Genomic DNA, 22,768 nt, shown 5'->3' with positions numbered 1-22,768 from the left:
AAAGCAAGACATTACAGCGTATTATTTATGGTAATATTTACATTTCTGAGCGATCCATAATTAATTGTGCTTTTTTTATAATAACTTGCGTTTTTTTGATATAATAGATATGGCTCAAAATAGTTAGCTATAATCAAAAGAAATGTAAACAAAACGGTTGTAGTTAGGGAAATAGGGGGAGAATATTTTGGGAATACCTAGTTTCATCATTTTGGCTATGATCGTTGGACAGTTAGCAAGCATGTTATTTGTCCTAGGCTATTTCAACGATGAATTAACAAATAAAAAATATCTATTGTTTTGTGTTGGAATCATGATAGTCTATGTGCTAACGTATATGAAATTAGATGTGGTTTCAACCGGAATGTTATGGCTCTACATGTGTGGTATTCTATTGTACTTTCGACGTGGTTATTACTGGTCTTTCTTTTCGTCATCCTTGTCGATTTTATTGTATATCTTTGCTGATAATTTATTCGCTACTGGTTTGTACATGGCGGGACTTGATTATGATAATCAAGTAAATCAAGTTCTTCGTTTAGCAATTAACACACTTATCTACTTTTTGTTCGCTTGGATATTCAAAAAAATTATTATCAAAAAATATTTCGGTAATGACTTAATCTTGAAAGTTAGTACAACCATCGTCACATTGACATTTATGATGTACTTTGCTCTAATCGTAATTGATCGCTATCCCTCACTAAATGAATATTTTGGACACGCAAATGCATTTTTTATTGTTCTATACGGAATGTTATCTGCCTTGATTTGTTTTTCAATCATCTTCGTCAAACAGGCGGAATACGAAGCAAAAGAGCAAAGAAACCGAATGAATTATTTGATTGATTACAGTGAACAAATCGAGAAAAACTATTCAGAACTCAGAAAATTTAAACATGATTATAAAAACATTCTGATTTCTTTAGAAGATTACATCGAAAATGATGATGTAACTGGTCTGAAAAACTATTTTTACTCCAGTATCAAAGGAACTGGGACAATCTTTGATCAAGAAATCTTGAAAATGGCATCCGTTAGTCATTTAGAAATTAGAGAAATCAAAAGTATTATCATCAGTAAACTGTATAGTGCATATGAACAAGGAATTCGCGTTAATATCCATGTGCCAAAAACAATTGACAAAATTTCAGTTCCATCGCTGATTCTAGTTCGAATGCTGGGGATTATTTTAGATAATGCGATTGAAGAATCACAAAATGTTGACAATCCCGAAATCGAATTAACCGTAACCATTCATAATCAGGCGTGTTTGTTTATCATTAGTAATCGCTGTCGGGAGAAAATTCCTAAACTACATGTTTTAAAACAAGCGAATTTTTCAACTAAATCTCAGAATCGTGGAATTGGTTTAACAAACTTAGACGAATTGGTCCAAGCCCAACCAAATGTGTATTTAGAAACAAAAATTGACAACAATCAATTTATTCAAATCATTACGATTTTTGACAAATTGAATTAAGCGAATCAAAAGTGCGCACTTTTTCTTAAAAAAGGCGCACTTTTGATTGTTTAAGGTCTATATCACTTTTCTTATTATAATTTTTATAGAGTAGTAGCAAAACACGCTATTATTTTACTATTGAATTAGGGGTGGAGAAGACATGAAAAAATTTTCAAATGTTAAGATTCAAATGTTAAGCATGGTATCAGCTGTTGCGTTGGTTGCCTATGAACTAGTTTCTACAACTAGTATTTGTTTATTAGCTACTTACGAACCAAAAATGCCAGAAGCGTTAAAAAATGAAATGGAAAAATAATTACCTTTAAGAGCTTTTGCCAATAAGGTGAATGCTTTTAATCGTAGTTGTTTTATCGACATAGCATTGTCAGACGACAGTGTTATGTCTTTTTTTATGAGCTTTTGATTGGTATTCGGTAAGCCTTTTTTGTGATGGGTTGCCTTTTTCAGAATAGCGTTTACTATGAAGATAGACCTATTGAATTACTTGAGAAGTATTTCACAAAATAAAACAAAACTATGATACAATAATTTACCCAAGCGCTAAAAGTTTGGGCGTTTCGCTTAATAATAAAGCGGTAAAAATGAGAGATGAAGTGGGGCGATAGCTGTGTTGAAAATCTTTGTTTGTGATGATGAAACAGTTCATAGAAATCGAATTACCAAAATTGTAAAAAACTATCTAATGATGATGGATTATGATATAGAATTTGCCATGGAGACTCCTGATCCTAATGATGTTTTGAACTTTATTCGTAAGGAACGAACAGAAGGACTCTATTTTTTAGACATTGACCTCAATGCCGAAATGAATGGAATCATGTTAGGTGCAAAAATCCGCGAGTATGATCCGACTGCTAAAATTGTCTTTATAACTTCTTATAGTGATATGGCTTATTTAACTTTTGTTTACAAAGTAGAAGCTATGGATTACTTAGTAAAAGACGACTTTGAAGAATTACAGAAAAAAGTGATTAGCTGCATTGACACTGCGATGCAACGTTATATGAACACAGAGCTTCCTAGTCGTGAACAGATTCGAATCAAAAGTGGTGTGCTGGACATTAAATTATTCGTAGACGAGATTTTATTTTTCGAATCGAGCCAAACACCGCATAAGCTGATTATTCATTTGGATAACAGAATGGTCGAATATACTGGAAAAATCAAAGATGTGGAGAAATTCAGTCAATCGTTTTATCGCTGTCACCAATCTTATGTAGTGAATGTCAACAATATCAGTCGGATTGACAAAAAGGAACGCGTAATCACAATGGTCAATGACGAGGAGTGCCTAGTGTCTACTCGTCACTTGAAAAAACTAGTTGATCGTTTTAATCAAAAATAAACTTAACACTTTTGCTGAAATAACTAACACTTATGAGTTTGCTTTCTCTCACTTTCAACTCCTTATATAATCAAGTTTAGGGGAGATGAAAATATGACAAATGAATATGTTTCACTAGAGGAGAAAATAGCAAAGAACTTAAGTCAAAAGCTTGGCTCAAATTTAAACCTTTCTGAACTTGAAACTGCAAAAATCGAGTATGGTCTTTCGACATTACTTGTTGAATTAATTAAACTTGTCTTTATTTATGCTGTTGCAGCATTCTTGCAAATTGTTTCAGCTGTGATTGTTACCCACGTGACGTTTTTCGTCATTCGCCGAAATTCTTATGGCTATCACGCTAGCAAGAGTTGGTTATGTACAATCCAAAGTATTTTTTTATTAGTGATTGTGCCATTTGGTGCCATCTTTTTTGATATTACCATTGGTAGACTTGCTTTTTTAGGCGCTGCAGCACTTTTGACAGTGATTATCGGATTCAAAGGACCAGCAATCGATCCTAAGCGTTTAAAAGCAGGAGTTGAGAAAACACGAATGAAAGCAATCGTTGTCAGTATAGTAATTTTATTCATTGGCGTAGCGATTCCTAGTGATTTTTATCGAATGTGCATCCTGTTAGGAATGACAAGTGCAACAATTCTTTTATTCATCAAAGTTAAAGAGTAGTAAGTTAAAAAGTTACCTTTCACAATGGGAGGTAGCTTTTTTCTTTTCTAAAATTCTAGTTGTGTTTAACTTTAAGACAAATAAATTGCAATTTAAATTCATTCCCGCTATTATTATCTCGAATTAGAGATATTTATTTTTAAGTAGATGGAGGTGGGAAAATGGAACAAACAACTCAGGCTTTAAATGCGTTCATTGGTTTATTGCGCGTAAGTGGAAAACTGGAAGCTGTGGTGAAAAAAGACGTTAAAAATTATGGTTTGAATATCACCGAATTTTCTGTACTTGAGTTTCTTTACCATAAAGGCAAGCAAACACCTCAAACCATCCAAGAGAGAATTTTGATTGCTAGTAGCAGTACCACCTACGTGATTGATAAGCTGGTAGCAAAAGGTTTAGCCGAGCGCAAAACGAATCAGGCAGATCGTCGTGAAACGTATGTTGCGATTACCGATCCGGGTTGTCAACTAATGGCTGAAATTTTTCCGCAACACGCAGCAACAATTGGTCGATGTTTCGCTGATTTTGAATTAGATGAACTATTGCAACTAGAAAAACTATTAAAAAAAGTAAAAGATAACTGATAATAAATATAACTATGAAGAAACGAGGAAATTGAAATGAATATACAAGATAAACCCTTAGGAATTCACCACGTAACTGCCATGACAAGTGACATTAAGAAAAATTATCAGTTCTTTACAGATATTTTGGGTATGCGTCTGGTGAAAAAAACAGTAAACCAAGATGATATCCAAACATACCACACGTATTATGCTGATGATTATGGTACACCCGGAACAACCATGACATTTTTCGACTTCCCTAATAATCCAAAAGGTGAAAAGGGCACCAATTCAATTTCAAGAATTGGTTTTCGTGTTCCCACTGATGCAGCACTAGAATATTATCTGCGCCGTTTTGATGAATTTGCTGTGAAACATGAAGAAATTTCTGAACTTTTCGGTAAGAAGATTTTACGTTTTTGGGATGAAGATGAGCAAGCTTACCAATTGATTTCCGATGAAACGAACGTAGGTGTTCGTCCAGGTACACCTTGGAAAAATGGACCAGTTCCAACTGAGTTTGCTATTTACGGTTTAGGTCCTGTGGAAATCACAATTTCTTACTTTGATGATTTTCGTGCACTTTTCGAAAATGTTTTAACCTTTAAAGAAATCGCTGTTGACGGTAACCGTCATTTGTTGGAAATCGGTGAAGGTGGAAATGGGGCACAAGTTATTTTAGTAGAAGATACAACTAGTCCTCAGGGGCAACAGGGCTTTGGTGAAGTTCATCATGTTGCATTCCGTTTAGCTGATCGTAGTTCTTTAGAAGTTTGGCAAAAGATTTTTGACGATCTTGGATTACCAAATTCAGGTTATGTCAACCGCTACTATTTTGAATCACTTTATGTTCGATTGGGACATATTTTAGTTGAATTTGCAACGGACGAACCAGGATTTATGGAGGACGAACCTTACGAAACGTTAGGCGAAATCTTATCATTACCACCATTTTTAGAAAATCAACGTGCATCAATCGAAAGCGCGATTAAACCTTTTGATACAAAACGTTAACAAAGGAGAATAGTATGCGTCCATTAAATAAAATTCATCATTTTTCTGCAACCGTTGCTGATTTAGATCAAACACTTCATTTTTATCGTGACATTTTAGGGTTACGATTAGTGAAACAAACTGTTAATTTTGATGATCCAGATAGTTATCATCTTTATTTTGGGAATCATGATGCAGAGGTCGGTACCATCATCACTTTCTTTTCTTGGAAATATGAAACGAAAGGCAGAGTTGGAAGTGGGCAAGTTGGAACGATGGCTTTTCAAATACCGTTAGGAAGTACGCGTTATTGGCTTAGTCGTTTAGAAGAATTTTCAATTACTACGCAACAAACGGATTTATTTGGAAAACCAACAATTGAATTCGCTGATCCAGATGGATTGACGATTGCTTTAGTTGAAAATCAGAAAACCTCGGAGACCCCGGCGATTCTTAGTTTATATGGCGGCGTATTGCTTTCTGCAGATCCCCAAGCAACGGTTCAGCTATTAACGGAAGGATTGGGTATGACTTTGGTACGTAACTCAGCTTTCGGCTACCATCTTGTTTTCGGTGAGGAAGAGGAGCAACAATTGATTGTTCCTAAAGAAACTTTAACTCCTGGTAGATTCGGGCCAGGAACAGTTCACCATGTCGCATTCTTGGTTGAAGATGATTCGTTACCAGATTGGAAAGCGAGATTACAAGAAGACAAATACGTTGTGACAAAAATCAAAAATCGTAAATATTTCCAATCCATCTATTTGCAAGAACATGGGAATGTTTGGTTGGAATTAGCAACGGGGACGCCTGGATTTACTGTTGACGAACCTTTAGAAACACTTGGTGAGAAATTTATGTTACCAGATAAATTTTTACCACAAAAGTCAGCAATTTTAAAAAGACTTCCCAAATTGAATACGTTATAGAAGGAGAAAAAAATGATCCAAAAATCACCTTCAGATTTAACTGAAAGAGAAAATTATAAATTATTGATTGGCTCAATCGTTCCCAGACCAGTAGCGTTAGTAACTACTCGTTCTGAAAATGGAATTGTGAATATTGCGCCGTTCAGCTATTTTTCGATTGTTAGCTCGAACCCGCCAATCATTTCGCTAGCAATTCAACGTAAAATGCACGAATTGAAAGATACAGCTGCCAATCTTTTAACCACAAAAGAAGCTGTTATCCATATTTTAGATGAAGATAACGTTGCTGATGGAAACCAAACTGCGGCAACATTGCCAAGAGAAGAGAGCGAATTAACACGAACGACTTTTTCGACGGAGGACGCTCAGATAGTTAAAGTACCTGTTCTCAGAGAATCGAAAATTCGTTTTGAAACAGAACTCTACCAACACATTGAAATCAAAGAAAATGAGCAAATTACTGCGGACTTGCTTTTATTAAAAATCAAGCACTATCAAGTGGATGAATCCATCTATGATGACGGGCGCATCTTAATTGAGAAATTAAAGCCTGTCAGCCGTTTAGCTGGCAATAATTATGCTAAAATAGGAGATATCTTTACCTTGGTTCGCCCTGATTAATGTCGAGTGAGAAAAGAGAAGAATCAATTATACAGATTAGAGGGGTTTATGATGTTAAAAATTACTTACAAAACTGCGGCAGATGCCAATGAAATGACGAAAGAATATGCTGAACCAGCAGCTTTCCTGCATGATCAATATTTAGAGGTCCCACCTTTACAAGATTACTATCATGTTGTGGAAGCAACTCTGGATGGTCAAGCAATCGAGCTAAAGGATCAAACGATTGGTGGATTATTTAATCAATTGAATCAAAAATAAGAAAGCAAAGAGGCTGGGATATTTCATCCTAGCCTCTTTTTTACTGTGTTCCTAAAATGGTCTCTTCACCAATAAGCGAAAGTTGTTCAAAACTTAGAAAGCAATTCCTGGTAATTTCTATTTCTTGAAGTTAAATGCTTCTTTCACAGTCTAGTCACAGTCTAGCTTTTTTAATTTTATAACTCACTAAAATCATGGTTGATTGCCTCTAAAAATTGAAATTCCTTATCTGAATAAGAAAAGACAAGAATACAACAATTTGAAAATTGGACTTTTTTTACTTCAGGGAAAGACAGCCATTTTTGAAGAAACAGATACAAAGAGCCGCCGTGGCTAACGGCTAACACTTCTTGATGGTCAGGTCTTTCCATAATTTCTGTCAATGTATTGACCATTCTCTCCTGTAACTCTTGACTACTTTCTCCACCAAAAGGTACAAAAAAATCACCATATGAAGTTTCTCCCGGTGCATGAGGAGGGTTGAGCGACTCGCTTTCACCTTCAAAGACACCAAAATTCCATTCTTTTAACCCTTTTACTCGCTGATAAGGAAGCGTAGTGACTTGTTCCAACGTATCACAGGCTCTTTCTGAAGTAGAAGCATAAGCGTGATCTAGGGTGATTTGATTGGCAGAAAAATAATTACCAGCTATTTTTGCTTGCGCAATACCTTTTTCTGTTAGTGGTGAATCGCTCCAACCTTGAATTCTTTTTAGTTGGTTGAATAACGTTTCTCCGTGTCGCATAAGGTATAATTTTTTTGTCATTTTCATTCCTTCTTTACGTAAGATTTTGCTATTTGTAGCGTTTACTTTTAGTCTCTAAATAAATCATACAGGCTTGAGTGCACTCTAAGTCAAGCGTTTATTTGAAAATTTCTGACCTTTGCCCGATTTTCCGTTATAATAAATTTAGACAGCTTGAAGAAGTTGGTGGGTGAATGACCCCACTCAGTTGTCAACTTCCTATTTTTAATTGAACATAGACGAAAAGGAGTTAAAAAAATGAAAAAAATTGCTTATTTGAGCATTGCTATCGGCACACTTGGACTATTGGCAGGGTGTCAAAGCAATGAGAAGCAGGATCAAAGCCAAAATCAATCGAACACACAGACGAGCCAAACACAAGCAATGAAAGACAATCACAGTTCAACTACTGCTTCTTCCGTGGCAGGAAAATCAGTTGAAGGTGACTTACGCGTCTCAGTTGAAGAAGCAATCAAAACCTATCAAGCTACTTATCCTGATAGTGATATCACTTCTCTTGAATTAGATACCTCATTTGGTGCTTATTATTACAAGATTGAAGGAGTCAATGACACAACTGAATTTGAAATCAGGGTAGATGGTGTCACGAAAAAGGTGGAGAAAGAGCGAGAAGAACAACTTGATAGAGATGAGCAAAATGGTGTAAAACGAAGAGAAGATAAAATTGACATCCAAAATTTATTGAGTATAGAAAAGGCTGCTGAGATTGCTGTCCAGCAAGTTGGCGGCGGAACAGCAACGGATTGGGATTTAGATAAGGATCTTGGTATTACTTTCTGGGAAGTTACTGTTGAAAACAACCAACAAGAAACAACTGTTAAAATGAATGCTCAGACAGGTGAGATTTTAGAAACCGAAGTTGATGACTAAAATAGCTCTTCGAAAAAAACGCTCTCAAAATAATTGAAATTCTTGTCCATAAGATATAGTATATACCGTGAAGTATATACTATATCTTTTTTTGTAAAAAATCAGCCAAATTTAAAGGAGCTCAGACTATTTTTATGGTGGAAAAAGAAACTAGAAATAAATTTACGCAAGTCGCTTCAAAAATTGAACAGCGAATTGAAGAAGGAACCTATGTCAGTTCGCAAAAATTACCTTCAGAATATGATTTAGCAAAAGAGTTTCAATGCAGTCGTTTAACAATTCGAAAAGCAATTGATCTGTTAATTCAAAAAAACGTGTTAGTAAAACGACCAGGAAAAGGCAGTTATGTGATGTCTCAACAGAAGATTCAAAGTGGGCGCGCAGGTCTCCAAGGGTTTACTGAAGCAGCTAAAGCATATGGTAAGACGAGTAAAACAGAAGTTATTTCTTTTCGAAGATTACTCACAGACAATGAAAAAATTCGTAGCGCACTACAGCTGAATCCGGACACAGCCATTTACGAATTAATTCGAAGACGTTTACTTGATGGTGAGCCAATGACCGTTGAGAAAATCTACTTAGCAGAAAACTTTATTGCAGGTTTTACGATTGAGGATTTTAATGGTTCGTTGTTTGAACTATTGGAAAAACAAGTTGAAATCGCCTATTCTCATCAAGAAGTCGAAGCGATTTTAGTTGAGGAGGAGATGGCAGATTTATTAGATGTTTCCTTAGGCAATCCTTTATTAAGAGTGCAGTCTGTCACGTATGCCATTGATGCAGAACCTATTTTTTATGACATTTCATATTATCGAGCTGACCGTTATACATTTAAAAATACACTAACTCGTTACAGCCAATAGGAGGTCACTATGAACATTCACCAGTTAATCGAAGAGAACAAAGAACAGTTTTATCAAGATTTGAATGAAGTAATAAAGATCAAAAGTGTGAAAGGGACACCCGAAAAAGCAGCGCCATTTGGTCGAGGGCCAAAAGAGGTACTTGAAAAAGCCCTTTCTTTGTCTAAAAGCTATGGATTTGAAACTTCTAGTGTGCAAGATGCAGTTGGGTACGCACAATGGGGAAAAGATTCTGAGTATATTGGAATTGTTGGACATTTGGATGTTGTCCCCGAAGGTACAGGCTGGTCATTTCCACCCTATCAGTTAACAAAAAAGGCTGGACGTTTTTATGCACGTGGAATCTTAGATAACAAAGGTCCTATTATGGCGTGTCTGTATGGTATGAAGTTATTAAAAGAAGCTGGATTCGTCCCTAAAAAAACGATTCGAATCCTTTTTGGAACAGATGAAGAAAGTGGTAGTTCTGACATTCCGATGTATTTGAGCCAAGAAAAGCCACCGATATTCGGTTTTACGCCTGATTGCAAATATCCCGTCGTGTACGGAGAGCGTGGAATTGTCAACTATCAAATTTTGACTGCTTTTGATACGCAAGAATTAAATCAACTCAGTAATATTAATGGCGATCAAGCAAAAGATCATGTTCCTGACCAATTAGCTGTCACAGTCAATCAGGAAGAAATCATGGTAACTGGGAAACGAGCCCCCTCTAATGCACCTGAGTTAGGCGAAAATGCCATTACCTTATTAGCTGAAAAAATCAAGACCAACCAATTATTAACGGGAGAATTACAGGACTATTTTTCTTGGATAGTAGATTCGCTCGCGAATCAACACAACGGGGAAGGATTAGCTTTGAATTTTGAAGACGAAGACAGTGGAAAACTGATTTTGACCCCCTATGAATTGTTGAAAACAGAAACCGGTTTGTCCTTATCTATTGCCATCCGTTATCCTGTTTCCGTAACTGAAGAAGAAGTAACCGAAACGCTTCTTAGACAGTTACCAAAAAATAGCGAGATGGAAATTGTTCGTCGAATCAAAAGTAGTTCGTTTCCTAAAGAAAATCCACTTGTCCAAAAGTTGAGTGCAGTTTATGAAGAGGTAACGAAAGAAGATGGTTCACCCGTAACGACTACCGGTGCAACTTATGCTCGGTTTATGCCAAACATTGTCGCATTTGGTCCTTCATTTCCAGGGCAAAAAGGGATCGCACATAATCAAGATGAGTACATGGATGAACGTGACTTACTGCTGAATTTGGAAATTTATATGAGAGCAATCATTGCTTTGACTGAATAAGAACCCAAAAAAGATCTAGGATAAAAATTTTCCCAAATAGATAGACCGCCTAAAATCCGTTTTTAAAAGCGTTGATTTTAGGCGGTTTTAAAATTGAAAACATGCTAAGAGGGACTAGATTTTTCATTTTTTCCGACTTTTTCGAATAAACGGTACTCAAGAAGTAACTTTTCCACATAGCTTTCAGCCATCTCCAAATATAAGCTACGGCTTTGAGCGACAGCTTGCCATCTTGTTTGGAGCTGAACGTTTTACATCGCAACCTCTATCCATGGTGTTCCCAAAGTAGCTTCTTCGGTAATAAGTCCTCTTTTCTTAAAAATATGGGAAGCTATTTTTAAGAAAAGGTTCCTTATTACTTGAAGCTAACCACTTTGTGCCACAACCTTTATCCACGGCGTTCAAGAAGCAACTCCTCCATATAGTTTGCATCCAGCTCAAAATATGAAAAGCTATTTTGAGTGTTTGCTCACTATCTTGTCGGAGCTAAGCGTTTTGTGCACAACCTTTTTACAGAAATGAGAGCTTGATTGTTTTTTTATGAGAAAGACAACTTTTTAATTCTTTCAGTATATACAAAACAGTATATACTAATTATAATATTTTTGTGAAAGCGCATTAATTAAAATGGAATAGAAAGGGTGAATAGAATGCAAGGTGCAATTGCTACTTGGCGAATGGCACATGATGGTGTCGTTGAAGCACTACGACTTTTAGAAAAAAATGAACGAGCTGGAGATGCTGTAGAAGCACTGATTAAAACTGTGGAGGACTATCCGTATTATAAATCAGTGGGTTATGGTGGATTGCCAAATGCTCAAGGCATTTTAGAAATGGATGCCGCTTTTATGGATGGCGACTCTTTTAAAATTGGCGCAGTTGCTGGAATTACGGATGTTAAAAATCCTATTTCAGTGGCTAGAAGTTTAAGTGAAGAAAAATTTAACAGTTTTTTAGTTGGAACTGGTGCAACACAATATTCGATGCTGCATGATTTTGAACGAAAAAATATGTTAACACCTCGTGCCCATAAAATTTGGGAAAAGCGATTAAAAGAAATCCAAGAAAAACAGTTGGATCCTTATGATGGTCATGATACGGTTGGTGCTATCACCTTAGATACCTATGGGTCGATGGCAGCAGGAACTTCCAGCTCAGGTTTGTTTATGAAAAAGCCTGGACGTGTCGGTGATTCACCACTTTCTGGTTCAGGCTTTTATGTCGATAGTACGATTGGTGGAGCAGCTGCAACTGGGCTAGGCGAAGATTTGATGAAGGGCTGTTTATCTTACGAGATTGTTCGACTAATGGGCAGCGGAGCTAGTCCACAAGAAGCTTGTGATCAAGCAGTTTATTCTTTTGAAACAAAACTTAAAGAGCGCTATGGGAAAGCTGGCGCATTCTCACTCATTGCAATGAATAAGGCAGGAGAGTGGGGCGTGGCAACCAATGTTGAATTCACCTTTAGTGTCGGTACACAAACACAAGCACCACAAATTTTTCTTGCTAATCCAGGGAAAAATAAGACGACGTTGATTGAACCAATCACGCAAGAATGGTTAGAAGCCTACGAGAAAAGAATCAAAGCACCAATTGATTAAAAATAAAAAAACATTTAAGGAGTGAATTATATGAAGAAAAAAATTTATTTGTTTTGTGATGCAGGTATGTCTACAAGTATTATGGTCAATAAAATGATGGAAGTCGTTCAAGCACACCAGATGCCATTAGAAATTACTGCCTTTCCAGTTGCTAGAGCACAAGAAGTTGTTGAGCAGGAAAAACCGATTGCCATTTTATTGGGGCCTCAAGTGCGCTTCTTGCTCGAAAAAGTTCGGACGCAGTTTTCACCACAAAATATTCCGGTTGCTGCAATCTCTCCAGAAATCTATGGCATGATGGACGGTGAAGGTGCGTTAAAAGAAGCACTTAAATTAATCAAGAAAAATAAACAATAACGTGGAGGTCGACCATGCAAAAATTTTTGAATTGGCTGGAAAAAGTACTAACTCCTTTAGCCAAAGTCATCGGTGAAAATAAATATTTAGTTGCTATTCGTGATGGATTCCTATTGTCAACACCACTATTGATCGTCGGCTCAGTTTTTCTTTTAATTGCTAATTTTCCTCTTCCTCAGTGGAATGAATGGATGTCTGCCTTGCTTGGTGACAACTGGGAGGCAATGATGTCTGTACCTGCTAGTGCGAGTTTCGATGTCATGACCATTTTGGCCGTAGTCGGAATTGCGTACAGTTTAGGGAAACAATTTCATGTTGATGCAATGCAGTCTGGGATTATCGCACTGGTTTCCTTCTTTATTTTAACTCCGTATCAGACATTATTTACACCAGAAGGAAGCACGACTGTTTATGAAGTAACTAGCTTGCCTTTGAAGTGGATGGGGTCTAGTGGGTTGTTTCTTGGAATGATTGTTGCGTTGATCTCTACTCGTTTATTCGTTGCAATGGTACGTAAAGGTTGGACGATCAAGATGCCGGATGGTGTTCCACCTACTGTAGTCAAATCATTTGAAGCACTTATTCCAAGTTTTGTAGTAGTAACAATGATGTTTTTAGTAAATTGGCTTGTTTCCTTGACTTCTTATGGCAATCTGCAAGATGTTATCTTCACCTTCTTACAAACGCCGTTATTAAGCTTAGGAAATACGTTAGGCGCTATGATTATCGCATATCTTTTCTTGCATTTCTTTTGGTTTTTTGGAATCAACGGAAGCAGTGTCGTTGGTGCTGTGTTCAATCCAGTTCTTCGAGCTTTATCCGTCGAAAATCTGCAAGCATTCAAAGACGGACATGAAATTCCGAACATCATTACCGGTCAATTTCAAGATATGTTCGCGACTTTTGGTGGTGCAGGTTCAACCTTGTCGTTAATTGTGGTAATGGTTCTATTCTGTAAAAGTCAACGAATCAAAAAGCTTTCACAATTATCGTTAATTCCGGGTATTTTTGGAATTAACGAACCAGTTATTTTTGGGTTACCGATTGTTTTGAATCCTATTTTGTTGGTTCCTTTTGCTTTAGTTCCAACAATCAATATCATTATTGCGTATTTTTCAATGAATATCGGATTGGTTCCTTACACAAATGGAATTCAGTTACCATGGACAACACCACCAATCATTTCCGGCTTTTTAGTGAGTGGATGGCAAGGTGCTGTGTTACAAGGACTTTTATTTGTTTTGGGGATGGCAATCTATTATCCATTTATCAAAGTAATGGATGTCCAGTATCTTCGTGAAGAGGTTAAGACTAGGGAAGAAGAACTAGATGAAATCAACTTAGATGATTTTGATTTCGATGATATTTAATTTTTTAACTTAAAAGAACCAACAAGACAATGGTGATTCTTGTCTTGTTGGTTTTTATTTATTAGAAAAGACGTAGTACATAAAACAAAAAAATAACAAATTTAAAAAAAATTTAAGATAGCAACCTAGATGATAGTTAGATATAATAGAAGTGTTTTTAACGACCAACGATGGTTGAAGCAAAAATTGGGAGGATACAGATGAAAAGAAGCGAACAGAAAAAAACAAAAAGCTCTGTCCCATATATTTTAGGCGCTGTAGCACTCATTGCAATAGCTGGTGGGGGATTTTTCTATTATCAACATGATCAAGAAAACAAAACTGTCGATGAAGCGAAAACAACGATTAAACAATTTGTAAAGGCACTTGATAAAGGCGATTATCAAAAAGCAACGACCTTTTTAACAACAGCTACAAAAAAATCGAAATGGACGACTCAAGACATTTTGGAGAAGTACCAGAATATCTATGATGCTGTTGATATAAAAGGATATACCGTGTCAGATTTAACTGTCGAAAAAAAGAAAAAAGATACCTATACTTTTTCTTACACAGCTAAAATGAGCACTGCTTTGGGTGAGCTAAAAAATCTGACTTTTGAAGGGACACTGACTCGCGAAAAAACAGGCCCCAAAATCAATTGGCAACCTAATTTGGTTTTCCCTACTATGGAAAATGGGGACAAAGTCAGCTTGAACACACAAGAGGCAACGCGTGGTGAAATCCTGGATCGAAACGGGGAAGGATTAGCAACCAATGGCCAGTTGAAGCAACTCGGTGTTGTTCCAAGTAAGTTAGGCGAAGGTGCAGAAAAAGAGGCAAATATCAAAACTCTTGCTGAGAGGACACAACTAACAGAAGATGCAATCAACCAAGCTATCTCACAAAGTTGGGTTCAACCAGATTACTTCGTTCCACTCAAAATCATTGATGGGGAAACACCAGAATTACCTGCGGGTGCAACTATTCAAGAAGTAACTGGACGATATTATCCATTAAGTGAAGCTGCCGCACAGTTAATTGGTTATGTAGGTGACATTACTGCCGAAGATATCGAAAAGAATCCAAAATTAAGTAGTGTAGGAAAAATTGGACGCTCTGGTTTGGAAATGGCTTACGATAAAGAATTACGGGGAACCAACGGTGGGAAGTTAGTTATCACAGATGAAAATGGGAATGAAAAAAACGTACTTCAAGAACAAGAAGTGAAGAATGGCAAATCAATTAAATTAACGATTGATGCAAAGGCTCAAAAGACTGCCTACGATGAATTAGGTGGAGAAGCTGGCTCGACTGTAGCTACCACACCAAAAACAGGCGATCTACTCGTTTTAGCAAGTTCACCAAGTTATGATCCGAATAAAATGACCAATGGTATCTCTGAAAAGGACTACCAAGTGTATGCCGATGACAAAAACCAACCATTTATCAGCCGTTTTGCTACTGGTTATGCGCCGGGTTCGACATTTAAAATGATTACTGCCGCAATTGGTTTGGACAATGGCACACTAAATCCTGAAGAGAGCTTAAACATTGATGGATTAAAATGGCAAAAAGATTCTTCTTGGGGGTCGTATGAAGTGACGCGGGTAAGCGATGTGGCACAAGTTAATTTACGAAATGCGTTGGTTTACTCTGATAATATTTATATGGCACAACAAACATTGAAAATGGGAGAAAAAGCTTTCCGAGCGGGCTTAGATAAGTTTATTTTTGGTGAAGATTTAGACCTACCAATCAGTATGAATCCTGCACAGATTTCTAATGAAGATAGCTTCAAATCAGAAATTTTATTAGCAGATACTGGTTATGGTCAAGGAGAATTATTGATTACACCTATCCAGCAAGCAACGATGTATTCCGTTTTTGCTAACAATGGAAATCTTATCTATCCTAAATTAGTTTTAGATGCAAAAACGAAAACGAAAGACAGTGTGGTTAGTGACTCCGCTGTTCAAACAATCTTGCCAGACTTGGAAGCTGTTGTGACTGATCCTAATGGGACAGCACATTCACTCGCTAGCTTAGGAATTCCTTTAGCAGCAAAAACAGGTACAGCAGAAATCAAGGAAAAACAAGATGAAAAAGGGCAAGAAAATAGTTTCTTATTTGCTACAAATCCAACTAACCAAGGCTATCTCATGATTAGTATGCTAGAGGATAAAAAAGAAGGGGACTCTGCAACACAACGAGCACCAGAATTAGTAAACTATCTAAATGAAACTTATCAATAAAGGTTGTGGCGCAAAACGTTTAACTCCGAAAAAATAATGAATAACTGACAAAAATAGTTTTTCATATTTTTGGACAGGTATGAGTTATTTCGAGGAGTTGTTTGGGGAACACCGTGGATAAGGTTGTGGCACAAGGTGTTTAGCTTCAAGCAATAAGAATTTCTTTCTAAAAACAGTTCCTCATGTTTTTATGAAAGAAGGAATTATTGCCGAAGGAGCTGACTTGGGAACACCGTGGATAAAGGTTGTGGTACAAAGCGTTTAACTACGACAAGATAGCAAGAAGTTGCTTGGTGAACACCATCTATCCAGAAAAAGTAGGTATGACAAAAGTCTTGTCATACCTACTTTTTTATTGTTCTAGGGTAGTTAATTGGTACAACTGAAGACATCAAAAGCTCTCAAAAAAATAATTTATAAAAAGTAGTTGACAAATAGTTCGGTGCCGAACTATAATAACTAACGAAATAAAGTTCGGTACCGAACTAAAAGAAAGGAATTTTGAAGATGAGTGAATTATCTGAACGTTTGATGAAGCAACTACGTTTTATTAGTGAAGCAAGCAATGCTTTTATGAGTCAAAAAAAGCAAAAATTTACTGGGCAACAACGAGTTTTGGCAATTTTACGACTAGAGGATGGATTAGTCCAAAGCTACCTTGCTGAAGTTTTAGATTTACGACCAAGCTCGTTAGCAGAACTAATGAAAAAAATGGAAAAAAGTGGGGATGTTACCCGTGAGGAAGATGAAAATGATAAACGAACCAAGCGCGTTTATCTAACGGAACAAGGAAGAACAAAAGCGGAAAAGAATGCATCCTTCAAACAAGAAAACCAAAGCGAAATCTTTTTTGCTGGTTTAACTGAAGAGGAGCAGACAACGTTTAGCGACTTATTAGAAAAAATCTCTAGTGGATGGAGCGGTGAATTTCATCGTCAATCAGAAAAGTTTATTGATCCATTAGATCGTTTCCAAGCAATGCAAGAAATGCGGGAAGCTTTATTTGAAGAATACGGTGGAGACTGGCAAAACTTACCACCTGAAGATTTACGAAAAATGCGTCGCGAAATGAAACGAATGATGCGAAAATCGCCATTTGGTGAACGTGGTGGTCGTCCAGACTTTTCACAAGATTTCCCAAATCGATTTGGTCGTGATTTTCGACGTGAGTTTTGGAGAGGCGGTCCAAATGAAAGACAGCATCCATTCAACAAAGATGATTCGCAAAGAAACAATGATGATGAGTGGGAAGATTTTTAACGATTAAAAATTTTAGAACAAGTTTTTAGGTATTAGGAGGAAAAGAACATGGCACGAGGCAGCGGCGGACAACCCGCAAGATTTGCTGAAGAACTACCAGCATCTACTGGAACATTTAAATTCAAAGATTTTATGAAATTGATTAACAGTGTAAGCTCCAAGAAAGGTTTGTTTTTATTTGGGATCTTACTCAGTCTAGTCACAAGTGGAGCAAGTTTGGTCGTCCCACAGTTAACAAAGGGTCTGGTTGATACCAGTGAATTATCAAAAATTGACGGGAAAATGGTCGCAGTGCTACTTGTTGCATTTGCCGTTTATCTTGGTTTTGGAACGATTGGTGGTTTTTTACTTCGTTATGTTGGTGAACATTCTGTTAAATCCCTAAGAGAAAAGTTATGGGCACATTTACTTCATTTACCTGTAGGTTATTATGATGAACATAAATCAGGTGAGAGCAGTTCTCGTTTAGTAAATGACACAACGGTGATCAAAGATTTAGTGACGACTCAATTTCCAAACTTTATCACTGGTGCAATCCAACTAGTTGGCTCAGTTATTATTTTGATCATTATGGATTGGAAGATGGCGACGCTGATGTTTGTTGCAATACCAGTCGTCATGATTATCATGATCCCAATTGGTAAGATGATGTCTAAGATTGGTCGTCAACTACAAGGTGCGACAGCTGATTTTAATGCCGATGCTACAGAAAAACTTGCTGAGATTCGTTTGATCAAATCAAGTAATGGCGAGGAAGCAGAAAAAAATAGTGGTCGTACGTTTATCGAAAAGATTTTTGTTTTAGGTGTCAAAGATGCCAAAATAGAAGCTGTTTTACAACCAATCATGATGACAGCAATGCTTGGATTGTTTGTTGGAATCCTTGGCTATGGTGCCGTACGCGTTCAAGCAGGTACGTTAACAAGTGGCGAATTAGTTGCCTTCCTTTTGTATCTGTTTAATATCATCACGCCCGTGACAAGCTTTGCGATGTTTTTCTCTCAAGCGCAAAAAGCAATGGGGGCAACGGAACGTATCCAACAAATTTTGGAAACAACGGTTGAAAAGAACGGTGAAGTAGCTGTCGATGTTGCAGGAAAAACGATTCAAGCAGAAAATATTTCTTTCAGCTATGAAGAAAATCATCCAATTCTAAAGGATATTTCGTTCTATGCAAAACCCAATACAGTGGTCGCTTTTGCTGGACCAAGTGGTGGCGGGAAGTCAACGATTTTCTCTTTACTTGAACGATTTTACCAACCAACAGCTGGTAAAATTACAGTTGGCAATCAAGACATTCAATCGTTTAATTTGAGCGAATGGCGTTCACAAATTGGCTACGTGTCACAAGATAGTGCTGTTTTCGCTGGAAGTATTCGAGATAATTTACAATATGGTTTGGGTAGAACTTTGACTGATGACGAACTTTGGCACGGCTTAAGTTTAGCGTATGCCGATCAGTTTGTTCGTGATTTCCCTGAACAATTGGAGACTGAAATCGGGGAACGTGGTGTGAAATTATCAGGTGGCCAAAAACAACGAATTGCGATTGCCCGTGCGTTTTTACGAAATCCACAAATTTTGATGTTAGATGAAGCAACTGCAAGTTTGGATTCACAATCAGAAGAAAAAGTCCAACGTGCATTAGATCATTTGATGAAAGGACGAACAACCTTAGTCATTGCCCATCGTTTATCAACAATTGTCGATGCGGATCAAATTTACTTCATTGAAAAAGGAACAGTTACTGGACATGGAACTCACAGCGAGTTGATTCATTCCCACAACTTATATGCTGAGTACGTCAATGAACAAATCGTTAATTAAATTTGTTAGTAAATAGGAAAGAAAAAGGTAAAACAAAACGGACTATCGTTTTGTTTTACCTTTTTTATTTTGATCTCAATTTGCTTTAACCGTATAAATCTTTCTCGTAAAATGTTTTAAAATCAATGGAGAAACTAAAGTCGTTAGTAAAATGATGATTACTAATGGTGAATAATACCGTGCTTCAATCAACTTACTTTGTTGTCCAATTTGTAGAATAATCAGAGCCATTTCGCCACGTGAAATCATTCCCGCACCAACCATCAAGGAACTATTTCCAGAAAATCCAGCAACTTTTGCGCCGAAATAACCACCGATCAGTTTCGTCAAGATTGCAACAATCGTAAAGGCAAGAATGAAGAAAAGTTGACTTCCGAAATTGGCGAAATCTACTTCTAGTCCTACACTGACAAAGAAAACAGGAATAAAGACGGAATAACCTAAAGCCTCTACATTTCGATAAACTTCCTGTTTGACTTTTGTCTGACTAACAGCAATTCCTGCAAAAAATGCTCCGATTACTGAACTAAGACCAACTAGATCTGCGACAAAAGACATCCCCAAACAGATGACTAGGGAAACAATGATCACAGCAGAATTTGCATAAATTTTTTCTGCGAAAGACATCAATAGAGGAGCAATCCATTTAACCAACAAGAAAATAAATACGAAATAAATCACTTGTTCCAATAAAATCAGTGGAAGAGATGTTTGGTTAGCTGTGTCACCAGTCAAGAACGAAAGACTCAAACTTAGCACTAAGACAACTAAAATATCATCTACTACAGAAGCTCCAAGGATGGTTGAGCCTTCTTTAGTATTGACCACATTTAATTCCTTCAATACCTCAACTGAAATACTTACTGAAGTTGCTGCAAGGATAATTCCAAAAAACAGTGCTTCATTTAGCGGCACATGAAAAGCTTCACCTGTGAGCCAACCAAATACTACTGGAAATAGAATTCCTAACAAAGCAACGAACATACCGGGCTTAAAATATTTTTTGAGTAAAGATAGATCGCTTTCCAAACCCGCAAGAAACATTAATAAAATCACACCGATTTCAGAAAAATCATGTACTAAAATGTTGGGATGCACCCAATTTAAACCTGCTTGTCCTAAAATCACGCCGACTAACAACTGCCCGATCACAGCGGGAATCCCAATACGACGTGAAAGATGTGAACCAAGCGTTGTCGCAATCAAAATTAGACACAAGGTTCCAATAAATTCCATTTGATCATTTCCTTTCATTTGAATAAAAAAGAAACAGCACACCTGCTACACAAAAATCAGGCGAACCATTTCTCTTGATACAATTAACACTTAGCTTAGTTGATCGTCATTTTTTTTAATTTGAAAAAGCTGATTGCTTCTGACACGCCCATGACAATGAGTATTACCCCAAAGATTTGGAATAAAACTAACAAACTAGCAAATGGGTTGAACAACAAAACGATTCCGCCAATCAATAACAGCACACTGTAGATAAGCCATGGTGTCGATTTCATATTCAATCCCATAATCAATTGGAAAATGCCGTTACAAATAATTGCTAAGCCTAACAAAATCGGTAAAATCGAAGCAATTGCTGGTGCAAAAAACAACACGACCAATGCCAAAATCAGAAAGATGATTCCGCTAAACAGACCAAAGCCCCAGCTTCCGACTTGTTTTTTACGTTTATAATCTTCAAATAAATTGAAAATACCTAACAAACAGAAATAAGCAGTAATCAGATAACCAATCAGATTAAAAACAGCTCTTGGATTAATAACGATCAATACGCCTAAAACGATATAAATAATAGCTCTGACTAAAGCATAAGTTTTAAAGTTTCTTTTTAATCCCTCAATCATACGAAAACCTCCTTTTCTTTCATTCTATAACATAAACTGCTAGTTTGCCAAGAAAACCGATTAGCATTCACCACTAAAAATGCAAGATAACTTATTTTAGAAATAACGCAGTAATCAAAAATCCAACAGGTCTAACAATTCACTTTCATTTGAAAATAAAATAGCGTCATTAATCAAGACGCTTAAAACATCAGTCTGTGGGATAGGTTGATTGGTGATAATCAGATCAAATGCGTTTAAATCATAGTCAACGACTTCTTCATCTGTGATAGCTAACATATCTGAACGGATTTTGTGTAAAGAAAGTGTCGCATGAACATAATTACCAATGTACTGGCTATGATTGATTCCCATATCACTGACAACTAAAATCTTTTTAGATGCTACAATGCTTTGATTGATGCCTGGATAGCCATTCAACAGCCAAAAAATATAGGAAGAAGAATGGTTTAGTAAATTGGTTTCTAATAGAGCGGAAAAGAAGTGCAGTTCTGCTTGAAGTCTTGCATATAAATGGAGTTGAGTAAAGTGAATATGTCTTGTGAACAAAGTTGCTCGTTGTGTTAATTCCGTTGTATCAAACGGAATTAGTCGAGAGAATAAATAAAGACAAGTCAAGAGATGCACGATAAAATCGACTGCATCTTCTGTGAGTTGCTCAGTTTGTGAAAAAGAATTGAATTTTAGATTGGTACGGATTTTTTCACTGATATCCTTTTTTTCCTCATAAGAATACTGTTGGAAAGGTCCTTTTTGAAAATGGTAGAGTACCTCTTGATACGTTTCAACATCTAAGCCAATCAAATACTGACTTAAAAAGACATAATCTTCGTGTTTGATTTTCATATTTTCAGGAGATTGTCTCTCGGAATAGAGTGGAAATCCCTGTTGCTCTCGCTCCAAGCTAACCATGAAATACATAATAAAAAAAGTATGCTCGTAACTATTATCACCACTGACAATATTTAATTGACAGTGGTTACGACGCATCAATTGCTTCACTTCCTTTTTGTCTAGTTGGTAAGGTAGTGCGTAGTGACCGTAGTAGATCAAAAAGAAAAAGGTAACGAAAATTCGTAATGATAATTCACCTTCTGTACTTGTTAGTTGATAGCCCTGGTCAACAACAATTTTCAGTGAATATTTCTCCAATACTTGATTACACTGTTTCAATTTTCGAGCAAAGGAGGAGCGGCTGATACAGATCGTGTCACAATAATATTCAATCGTATTGCCTGGATTTTGAATGAATTCGTTCAATAGTTGGGTATTTGTTGAGGTTTGTGCCATATCCGTTAACATTTGTAGATAAACTGAGACGTTGAACCTTTCCAAGCGATAGCCAAGTTTATGGGAAGTTTGAATCGTGAATACTGATCCCCAACGCTGTTTGATTTCTTCAATATAACGAATAAACGTTGACTCAGAGCTTCCAATATATTTTGCAAGTTCTTTTTTAGTCATCCATTTATCAGAAATGGATAATATTCTAATAATTTCTTCCATTTTCCGATAATTATCTTCCAATAGCCTAATCATATTTTTTCCTCCCCAACCCTTTACTTTAATGAAACAACCATCGAAAGAA

Annotated in this window: 22 protein-coding genes; 18 read left to right on the top strand and 4 right to left on the bottom strand. The window is 36.7% G+C overall.

Going from position 1 to position 22,768, the window contains the following annotated elements; translation table 11 throughout:
• Positions 1-187: 187 nt before the first annotated feature.
• The 9 genes from AB3I20_RS01265 (at position 188) to AB3I20_RS01225 (ending at position 6,867) form a co-directional block, all read left to right on the top strand.
• Positions 188-1,483 (top strand): GHKL domain-containing protein, encoded by a 1,296-nt coding sequence (locus AB3I20_RS01265; protein WP_140444158.1) that lies wholly within the window; start codon positions 188-190, stop codon positions 1,481-1,483.
• Positions 1,484-1,625: 142 nt separating this feature from the next.
• On the top strand, positions 1,626-1,781 hold the full coding sequence (locus AB3I20_RS01260; RefSeq protein ID WP_082294043.1) for an AgrD family cyclic lactone autoinducer peptide: 156 nt from the start codon (positions 1,626-1,628) through the stop codon (positions 1,779-1,781).
• A 312-nt stretch (positions 1,782-2,093) separates the two neighbouring features.
• Positions 2,094-2,831: a LytTR family DNA-binding domain-containing protein gene (locus AB3I20_RS01255; RefSeq protein ID WP_067481947.1), complete on the top strand. Its 738-nt coding sequence runs from the start codon at positions 2,094-2,096 to the stop codon at positions 2,829-2,831.
• 93 nt (positions 2,832-2,924) lie between these two features.
• Complete coding sequence (locus tag AB3I20_RS01250; RefSeq protein ID WP_067481949.1) at positions 2,925-3,497, top strand: accessory gene regulator B family protein; 573 nt, start codon at positions 2,925-2,927, stop codon at positions 3,495-3,497.
• 161 nt (positions 3,498-3,658) lie between these two features.
• Complete coding sequence (locus AB3I20_RS01245) at positions 3,659-4,081, top strand: MarR family winged helix-turn-helix transcriptional regulator (protein ID WP_067481951.1); 423 nt, start codon at positions 3,659-3,661, stop codon at positions 4,079-4,081.
• Between the two features lie 36 nt (positions 4,082-4,117).
• Entirely contained in the window at positions 4,118-5,077 is a 960-nt protein-coding gene (locus tag AB3I20_RS01240) for a ring-cleaving dioxygenase (protein WP_067481953.1), read from the top strand.
• A gap of 14 nt (positions 5,078-5,091) precedes the next feature.
• Positions 5,092-5,985 carry a VOC family protein gene (locus AB3I20_RS01235; protein WP_067481955.1) on the top strand — a complete coding sequence of 298 codons (894 nt, stop codon included), beginning with the start codon at positions 5,092-5,094 and terminating at the stop codon, positions 5,983-5,985.
• A gap of 12 nt (positions 5,986-5,997) precedes the next feature.
• Positions 5,998-6,606 (top strand): flavin reductase family protein, encoded by a 609-nt coding sequence (locus tag AB3I20_RS01230; RefSeq protein WP_067481957.1) that lies wholly within the window; start codon positions 5,998-6,000, stop codon positions 6,604-6,606.
• A gap of 51 nt (positions 6,607-6,657) precedes the next feature.
• Positions 6,658-6,867: a hypothetical protein gene (locus AB3I20_RS01225; RefSeq protein WP_067481959.1), complete on the top strand. Its 210-nt coding sequence runs from the start codon at positions 6,658-6,660 to the stop codon at positions 6,865-6,867.
• A 176-nt stretch (positions 6,868-7,043) separates the two neighbouring features.
• Here AB3I20_RS01225 and AB3I20_RS01220 read toward each other — a convergent pair whose 3' ends face one another.
• Positions 7,044-7,634: a histidine phosphatase family protein gene (locus AB3I20_RS01220; RefSeq protein WP_067481961.1), complete on the bottom strand. Its 591-nt coding sequence runs from the start codon at positions 7,632-7,634 to the stop codon at positions 7,044-7,046.
• A gap of 237 nt (positions 7,635-7,871) precedes the next feature.
• On the opposite strand from AB3I20_RS01220, the gene AB3I20_RS01215 reads away from it, so the two are divergent.
• The 9 genes from AB3I20_RS01215 (at position 7,872) to AB3I20_RS01175 (ending at position 19,321) form a co-directional block, all read left to right on the top strand.
• Positions 7,872-8,504 (top strand): PepSY domain-containing protein, encoded by a 633-nt coding sequence (locus AB3I20_RS01215; RefSeq protein WP_067481963.1) that lies wholly within the window; start codon positions 7,872-7,874, stop codon positions 8,502-8,504.
• A gap of 134 nt (positions 8,505-8,638) precedes the next feature.
• On the top strand, positions 8,639-9,367 hold the full coding sequence (locus AB3I20_RS01210; RefSeq protein ID WP_067481965.1) for a GntR family transcriptional regulator, LSA1692 subfamily: 729 nt from the start codon (positions 8,639-8,641) through the stop codon (positions 9,365-9,367).
• A gap of 9 nt (positions 9,368-9,376) precedes the next feature.
• The gene (locus tag AB3I20_RS01205; RefSeq protein WP_067481967.1) at positions 9,377-10,672 is read left to right on the top strand and encodes a M20 family metallopeptidase; all 1,296 of its coding nucleotides are present in this window, start codon (positions 9,377-9,379) and stop codon (positions 10,670-10,672) included.
• A 650-nt stretch (positions 10,673-11,322) separates the two neighbouring features.
• Entirely contained in the window at positions 11,323-12,273 is a 951-nt protein-coding gene (locus tag AB3I20_RS01200) for a N(4)-(beta-N-acetylglucosaminyl)-L-asparaginase (protein WP_067481969.1), read from the top strand.
• A 30-nt stretch (positions 12,274-12,303) separates the two neighbouring features.
• Positions 12,304-12,630 carry a PTS sugar transporter subunit IIB gene (locus AB3I20_RS01195; RefSeq protein ID WP_067481971.1) on the top strand — a complete coding sequence of 109 codons (327 nt, stop codon included), beginning with the start codon at positions 12,304-12,306 and terminating at the stop codon, positions 12,628-12,630.
• Between the two features lie 14 nt (positions 12,631-12,644).
• Positions 12,645-14,000, top strand: coding sequence for a PTS cellobiose transporter subunit IIC (gene celB / locus AB3I20_RS01190; RefSeq protein ID WP_067481973.1), 1,356 nt, complete (start codon positions 12,645-12,647; stop codon positions 13,998-14,000).
• A gap of 200 nt (positions 14,001-14,200) precedes the next feature.
• Positions 14,201-16,234, top strand: coding sequence for a penicillin-binding transpeptidase domain-containing protein (locus AB3I20_RS01185; protein ID WP_067481975.1), 2,034 nt, complete (start codon positions 14,201-14,203; stop codon positions 16,232-16,234).
• A 507-nt stretch (positions 16,235-16,741) separates the two neighbouring features.
• Entirely contained in the window at positions 16,742-17,494 is a 753-nt protein-coding gene (locus AB3I20_RS01180) for a MarR family winged helix-turn-helix transcriptional regulator (RefSeq protein WP_067481977.1), read from the top strand.
• Between the two features lie 132 nt (positions 17,495-17,626).
• Positions 17,627-19,321 (top strand): ABC transporter ATP-binding protein, encoded by a 1,695-nt coding sequence (locus tag AB3I20_RS01175; protein ID WP_231885384.1) that lies wholly within the window; start codon positions 17,627-17,629, stop codon positions 19,319-19,321.
• 75 nt (positions 19,322-19,396) lie between these two features.
• Here the strand turns inward: AB3I20_RS01175 and AB3I20_RS01170 are convergent, their stop codons facing one another.
• The 3 genes from AB3I20_RS01170 to AB3I20_RS01160 form a co-directional block, all read right to left on the bottom strand.
• Positions 19,397-20,557, bottom strand: a complete 1,161-nt coding sequence (locus tag AB3I20_RS01170) for a cation:proton antiporter (protein WP_067481981.1) — start codon at positions 20,555-20,557, stop codon at positions 19,397-19,399.
• 95 nt (positions 20,558-20,652) lie between these two features.
• Entirely contained in the window at positions 20,653-21,180 is a 528-nt protein-coding gene (locus AB3I20_RS01165; RefSeq protein ID WP_067481983.1) for an HdeD family acid-resistance protein, read from the bottom strand.
• 114 nt (positions 21,181-21,294) lie between these two features.
• The gene (locus tag AB3I20_RS01160; protein WP_067481985.1) at positions 21,295-22,719 is read right to left on the bottom strand and encodes a helix-turn-helix domain-containing protein; all 1,425 of its coding nucleotides are present in this window, start codon (positions 22,717-22,719) and stop codon (positions 21,295-21,297) included.
• Positions 22,720-22,768 lie beyond the last annotated feature (49 nt).

This window comes from Enterococcus sp. C50 (genome assembly GCF_040887505.1).
GTDB lineage: Bacteria > Bacillota > Bacilli > Lactobacillales > Enterococcaceae > Enterococcus_B > Enterococcus_B thailandicus.
Note: the sequence above shows the minus strand (reverse complement) of the source record. Positions and strands in the feature narration are given on the sequence as shown.

What these genes read in the sequence shown, in the direction of transcription:
- AB3I20_RS01260 (WP_082294043.1), top strand. Translation starts at nt 1,626, where the DNA reads ATGAAAAAATTTTCAAATGTTAAGATTCAAATGTTAAGCATGGTATCA.
- AB3I20_RS01250 (WP_067481949.1), top strand. Translation starts at nt 2,925, where the DNA reads ATGACAAATGAATATGTTTCACTAGAGGAGAAAATAGCAAAGAACTTA.
- AB3I20_RS01245 (WP_067481951.1), top strand. Translation starts at nt 3,659, where the DNA reads ATGGAACAAACAACTCAGGCTTTAAATGCGTTCATTGGTTTATTGCGC.
- AB3I20_RS01240 (WP_067481953.1), top strand. Translation starts at nt 4,118, where the DNA reads ATGAATATACAAGATAAACCCTTAGGAATTCACCACGTAACTGCCATG.
- AB3I20_RS01235 (WP_067481955.1), top strand. Translation starts at nt 5,092, where the DNA reads ATGCGTCCATTAAATAAAATTCATCATTTTTCTGCAACCGTTGCTGAT.
- AB3I20_RS01230 (WP_067481957.1), top strand. Translation starts at nt 5,998, where the DNA reads ATGATCCAAAAATCACCTTCAGATTTAACTGAAAGAGAAAATTATAAA.
- AB3I20_RS01225 (WP_067481959.1), top strand. Translation starts at nt 6,658, where the DNA reads ATGTTAAAAATTACTTACAAAACTGCGGCAGATGCCAATGAAATGACG.
- AB3I20_RS01220 (WP_067481961.1), bottom strand. Translation starts at nt 7,634, where the DNA reads ATGACAAAAAAATTATACCTTATGCGACACGGAGAAACGTTATTCAAC.
- AB3I20_RS01215 (WP_067481963.1), top strand. Translation starts at nt 7,872, where the DNA reads ATGAAAAAAATTGCTTATTTGAGCATTGCTATCGGCACACTTGGACTA.
- AB3I20_RS01210 (WP_067481965.1), top strand. Translation starts at nt 8,639, where the DNA reads ATGGTGGAAAAAGAAACTAGAAATAAATTTACGCAAGTCGCTTCAAAA.
- AB3I20_RS01205 (WP_067481967.1), top strand. Translation starts at nt 9,377, where the DNA reads ATGAACATTCACCAGTTAATCGAAGAGAACAAAGAACAGTTTTATCAA.
- AB3I20_RS01200 (WP_067481969.1), top strand. Translation starts at nt 11,323, where the DNA reads ATGCAAGGTGCAATTGCTACTTGGCGAATGGCACATGATGGTGTCGTT.
- AB3I20_RS01195 (WP_067481971.1), top strand. Translation starts at nt 12,304, where the DNA reads ATGAAGAAAAAAATTTATTTGTTTTGTGATGCAGGTATGTCTACAAGT.
- celB (WP_067481973.1), top strand. Translation starts at nt 12,645, where the DNA reads ATGCAAAAATTTTTGAATTGGCTGGAAAAAGTACTAACTCCTTTAGCC.
- AB3I20_RS01185 (WP_067481975.1), top strand. Translation starts at nt 14,201, where the DNA reads ATGAAAAGAAGCGAACAGAAAAAAACAAAAAGCTCTGTCCCATATATT.
- AB3I20_RS01180 (WP_067481977.1), top strand. Translation starts at nt 16,742, where the DNA reads ATGAGTGAATTATCTGAACGTTTGATGAAGCAACTACGTTTTATTAGT.
- AB3I20_RS01175 (WP_231885384.1), top strand. Translation starts at nt 17,627, where the DNA reads ATGAAATTGATTAACAGTGTAAGCTCCAAGAAAGGTTTGTTTTTATTT.
- AB3I20_RS01170 (WP_067481981.1), bottom strand. Translation starts at nt 20,557, where the DNA reads ATGGAATTTATTGGAACCTTGTGTCTAATTTTGATTGCGACAACGCTT.
- AB3I20_RS01165 (WP_067481983.1), bottom strand. Translation starts at nt 21,180, where the DNA reads ATGATTGAGGGATTAAAAAGAAACTTTAAAACTTATGCTTTAGTCAGA.
- AB3I20_RS01160 (WP_067481985.1), bottom strand. Translation starts at nt 22,719, where the DNA reads ATGATTAGGCTATTGGAAGATAATTATCGGAAAATGGAAGAAATTATT.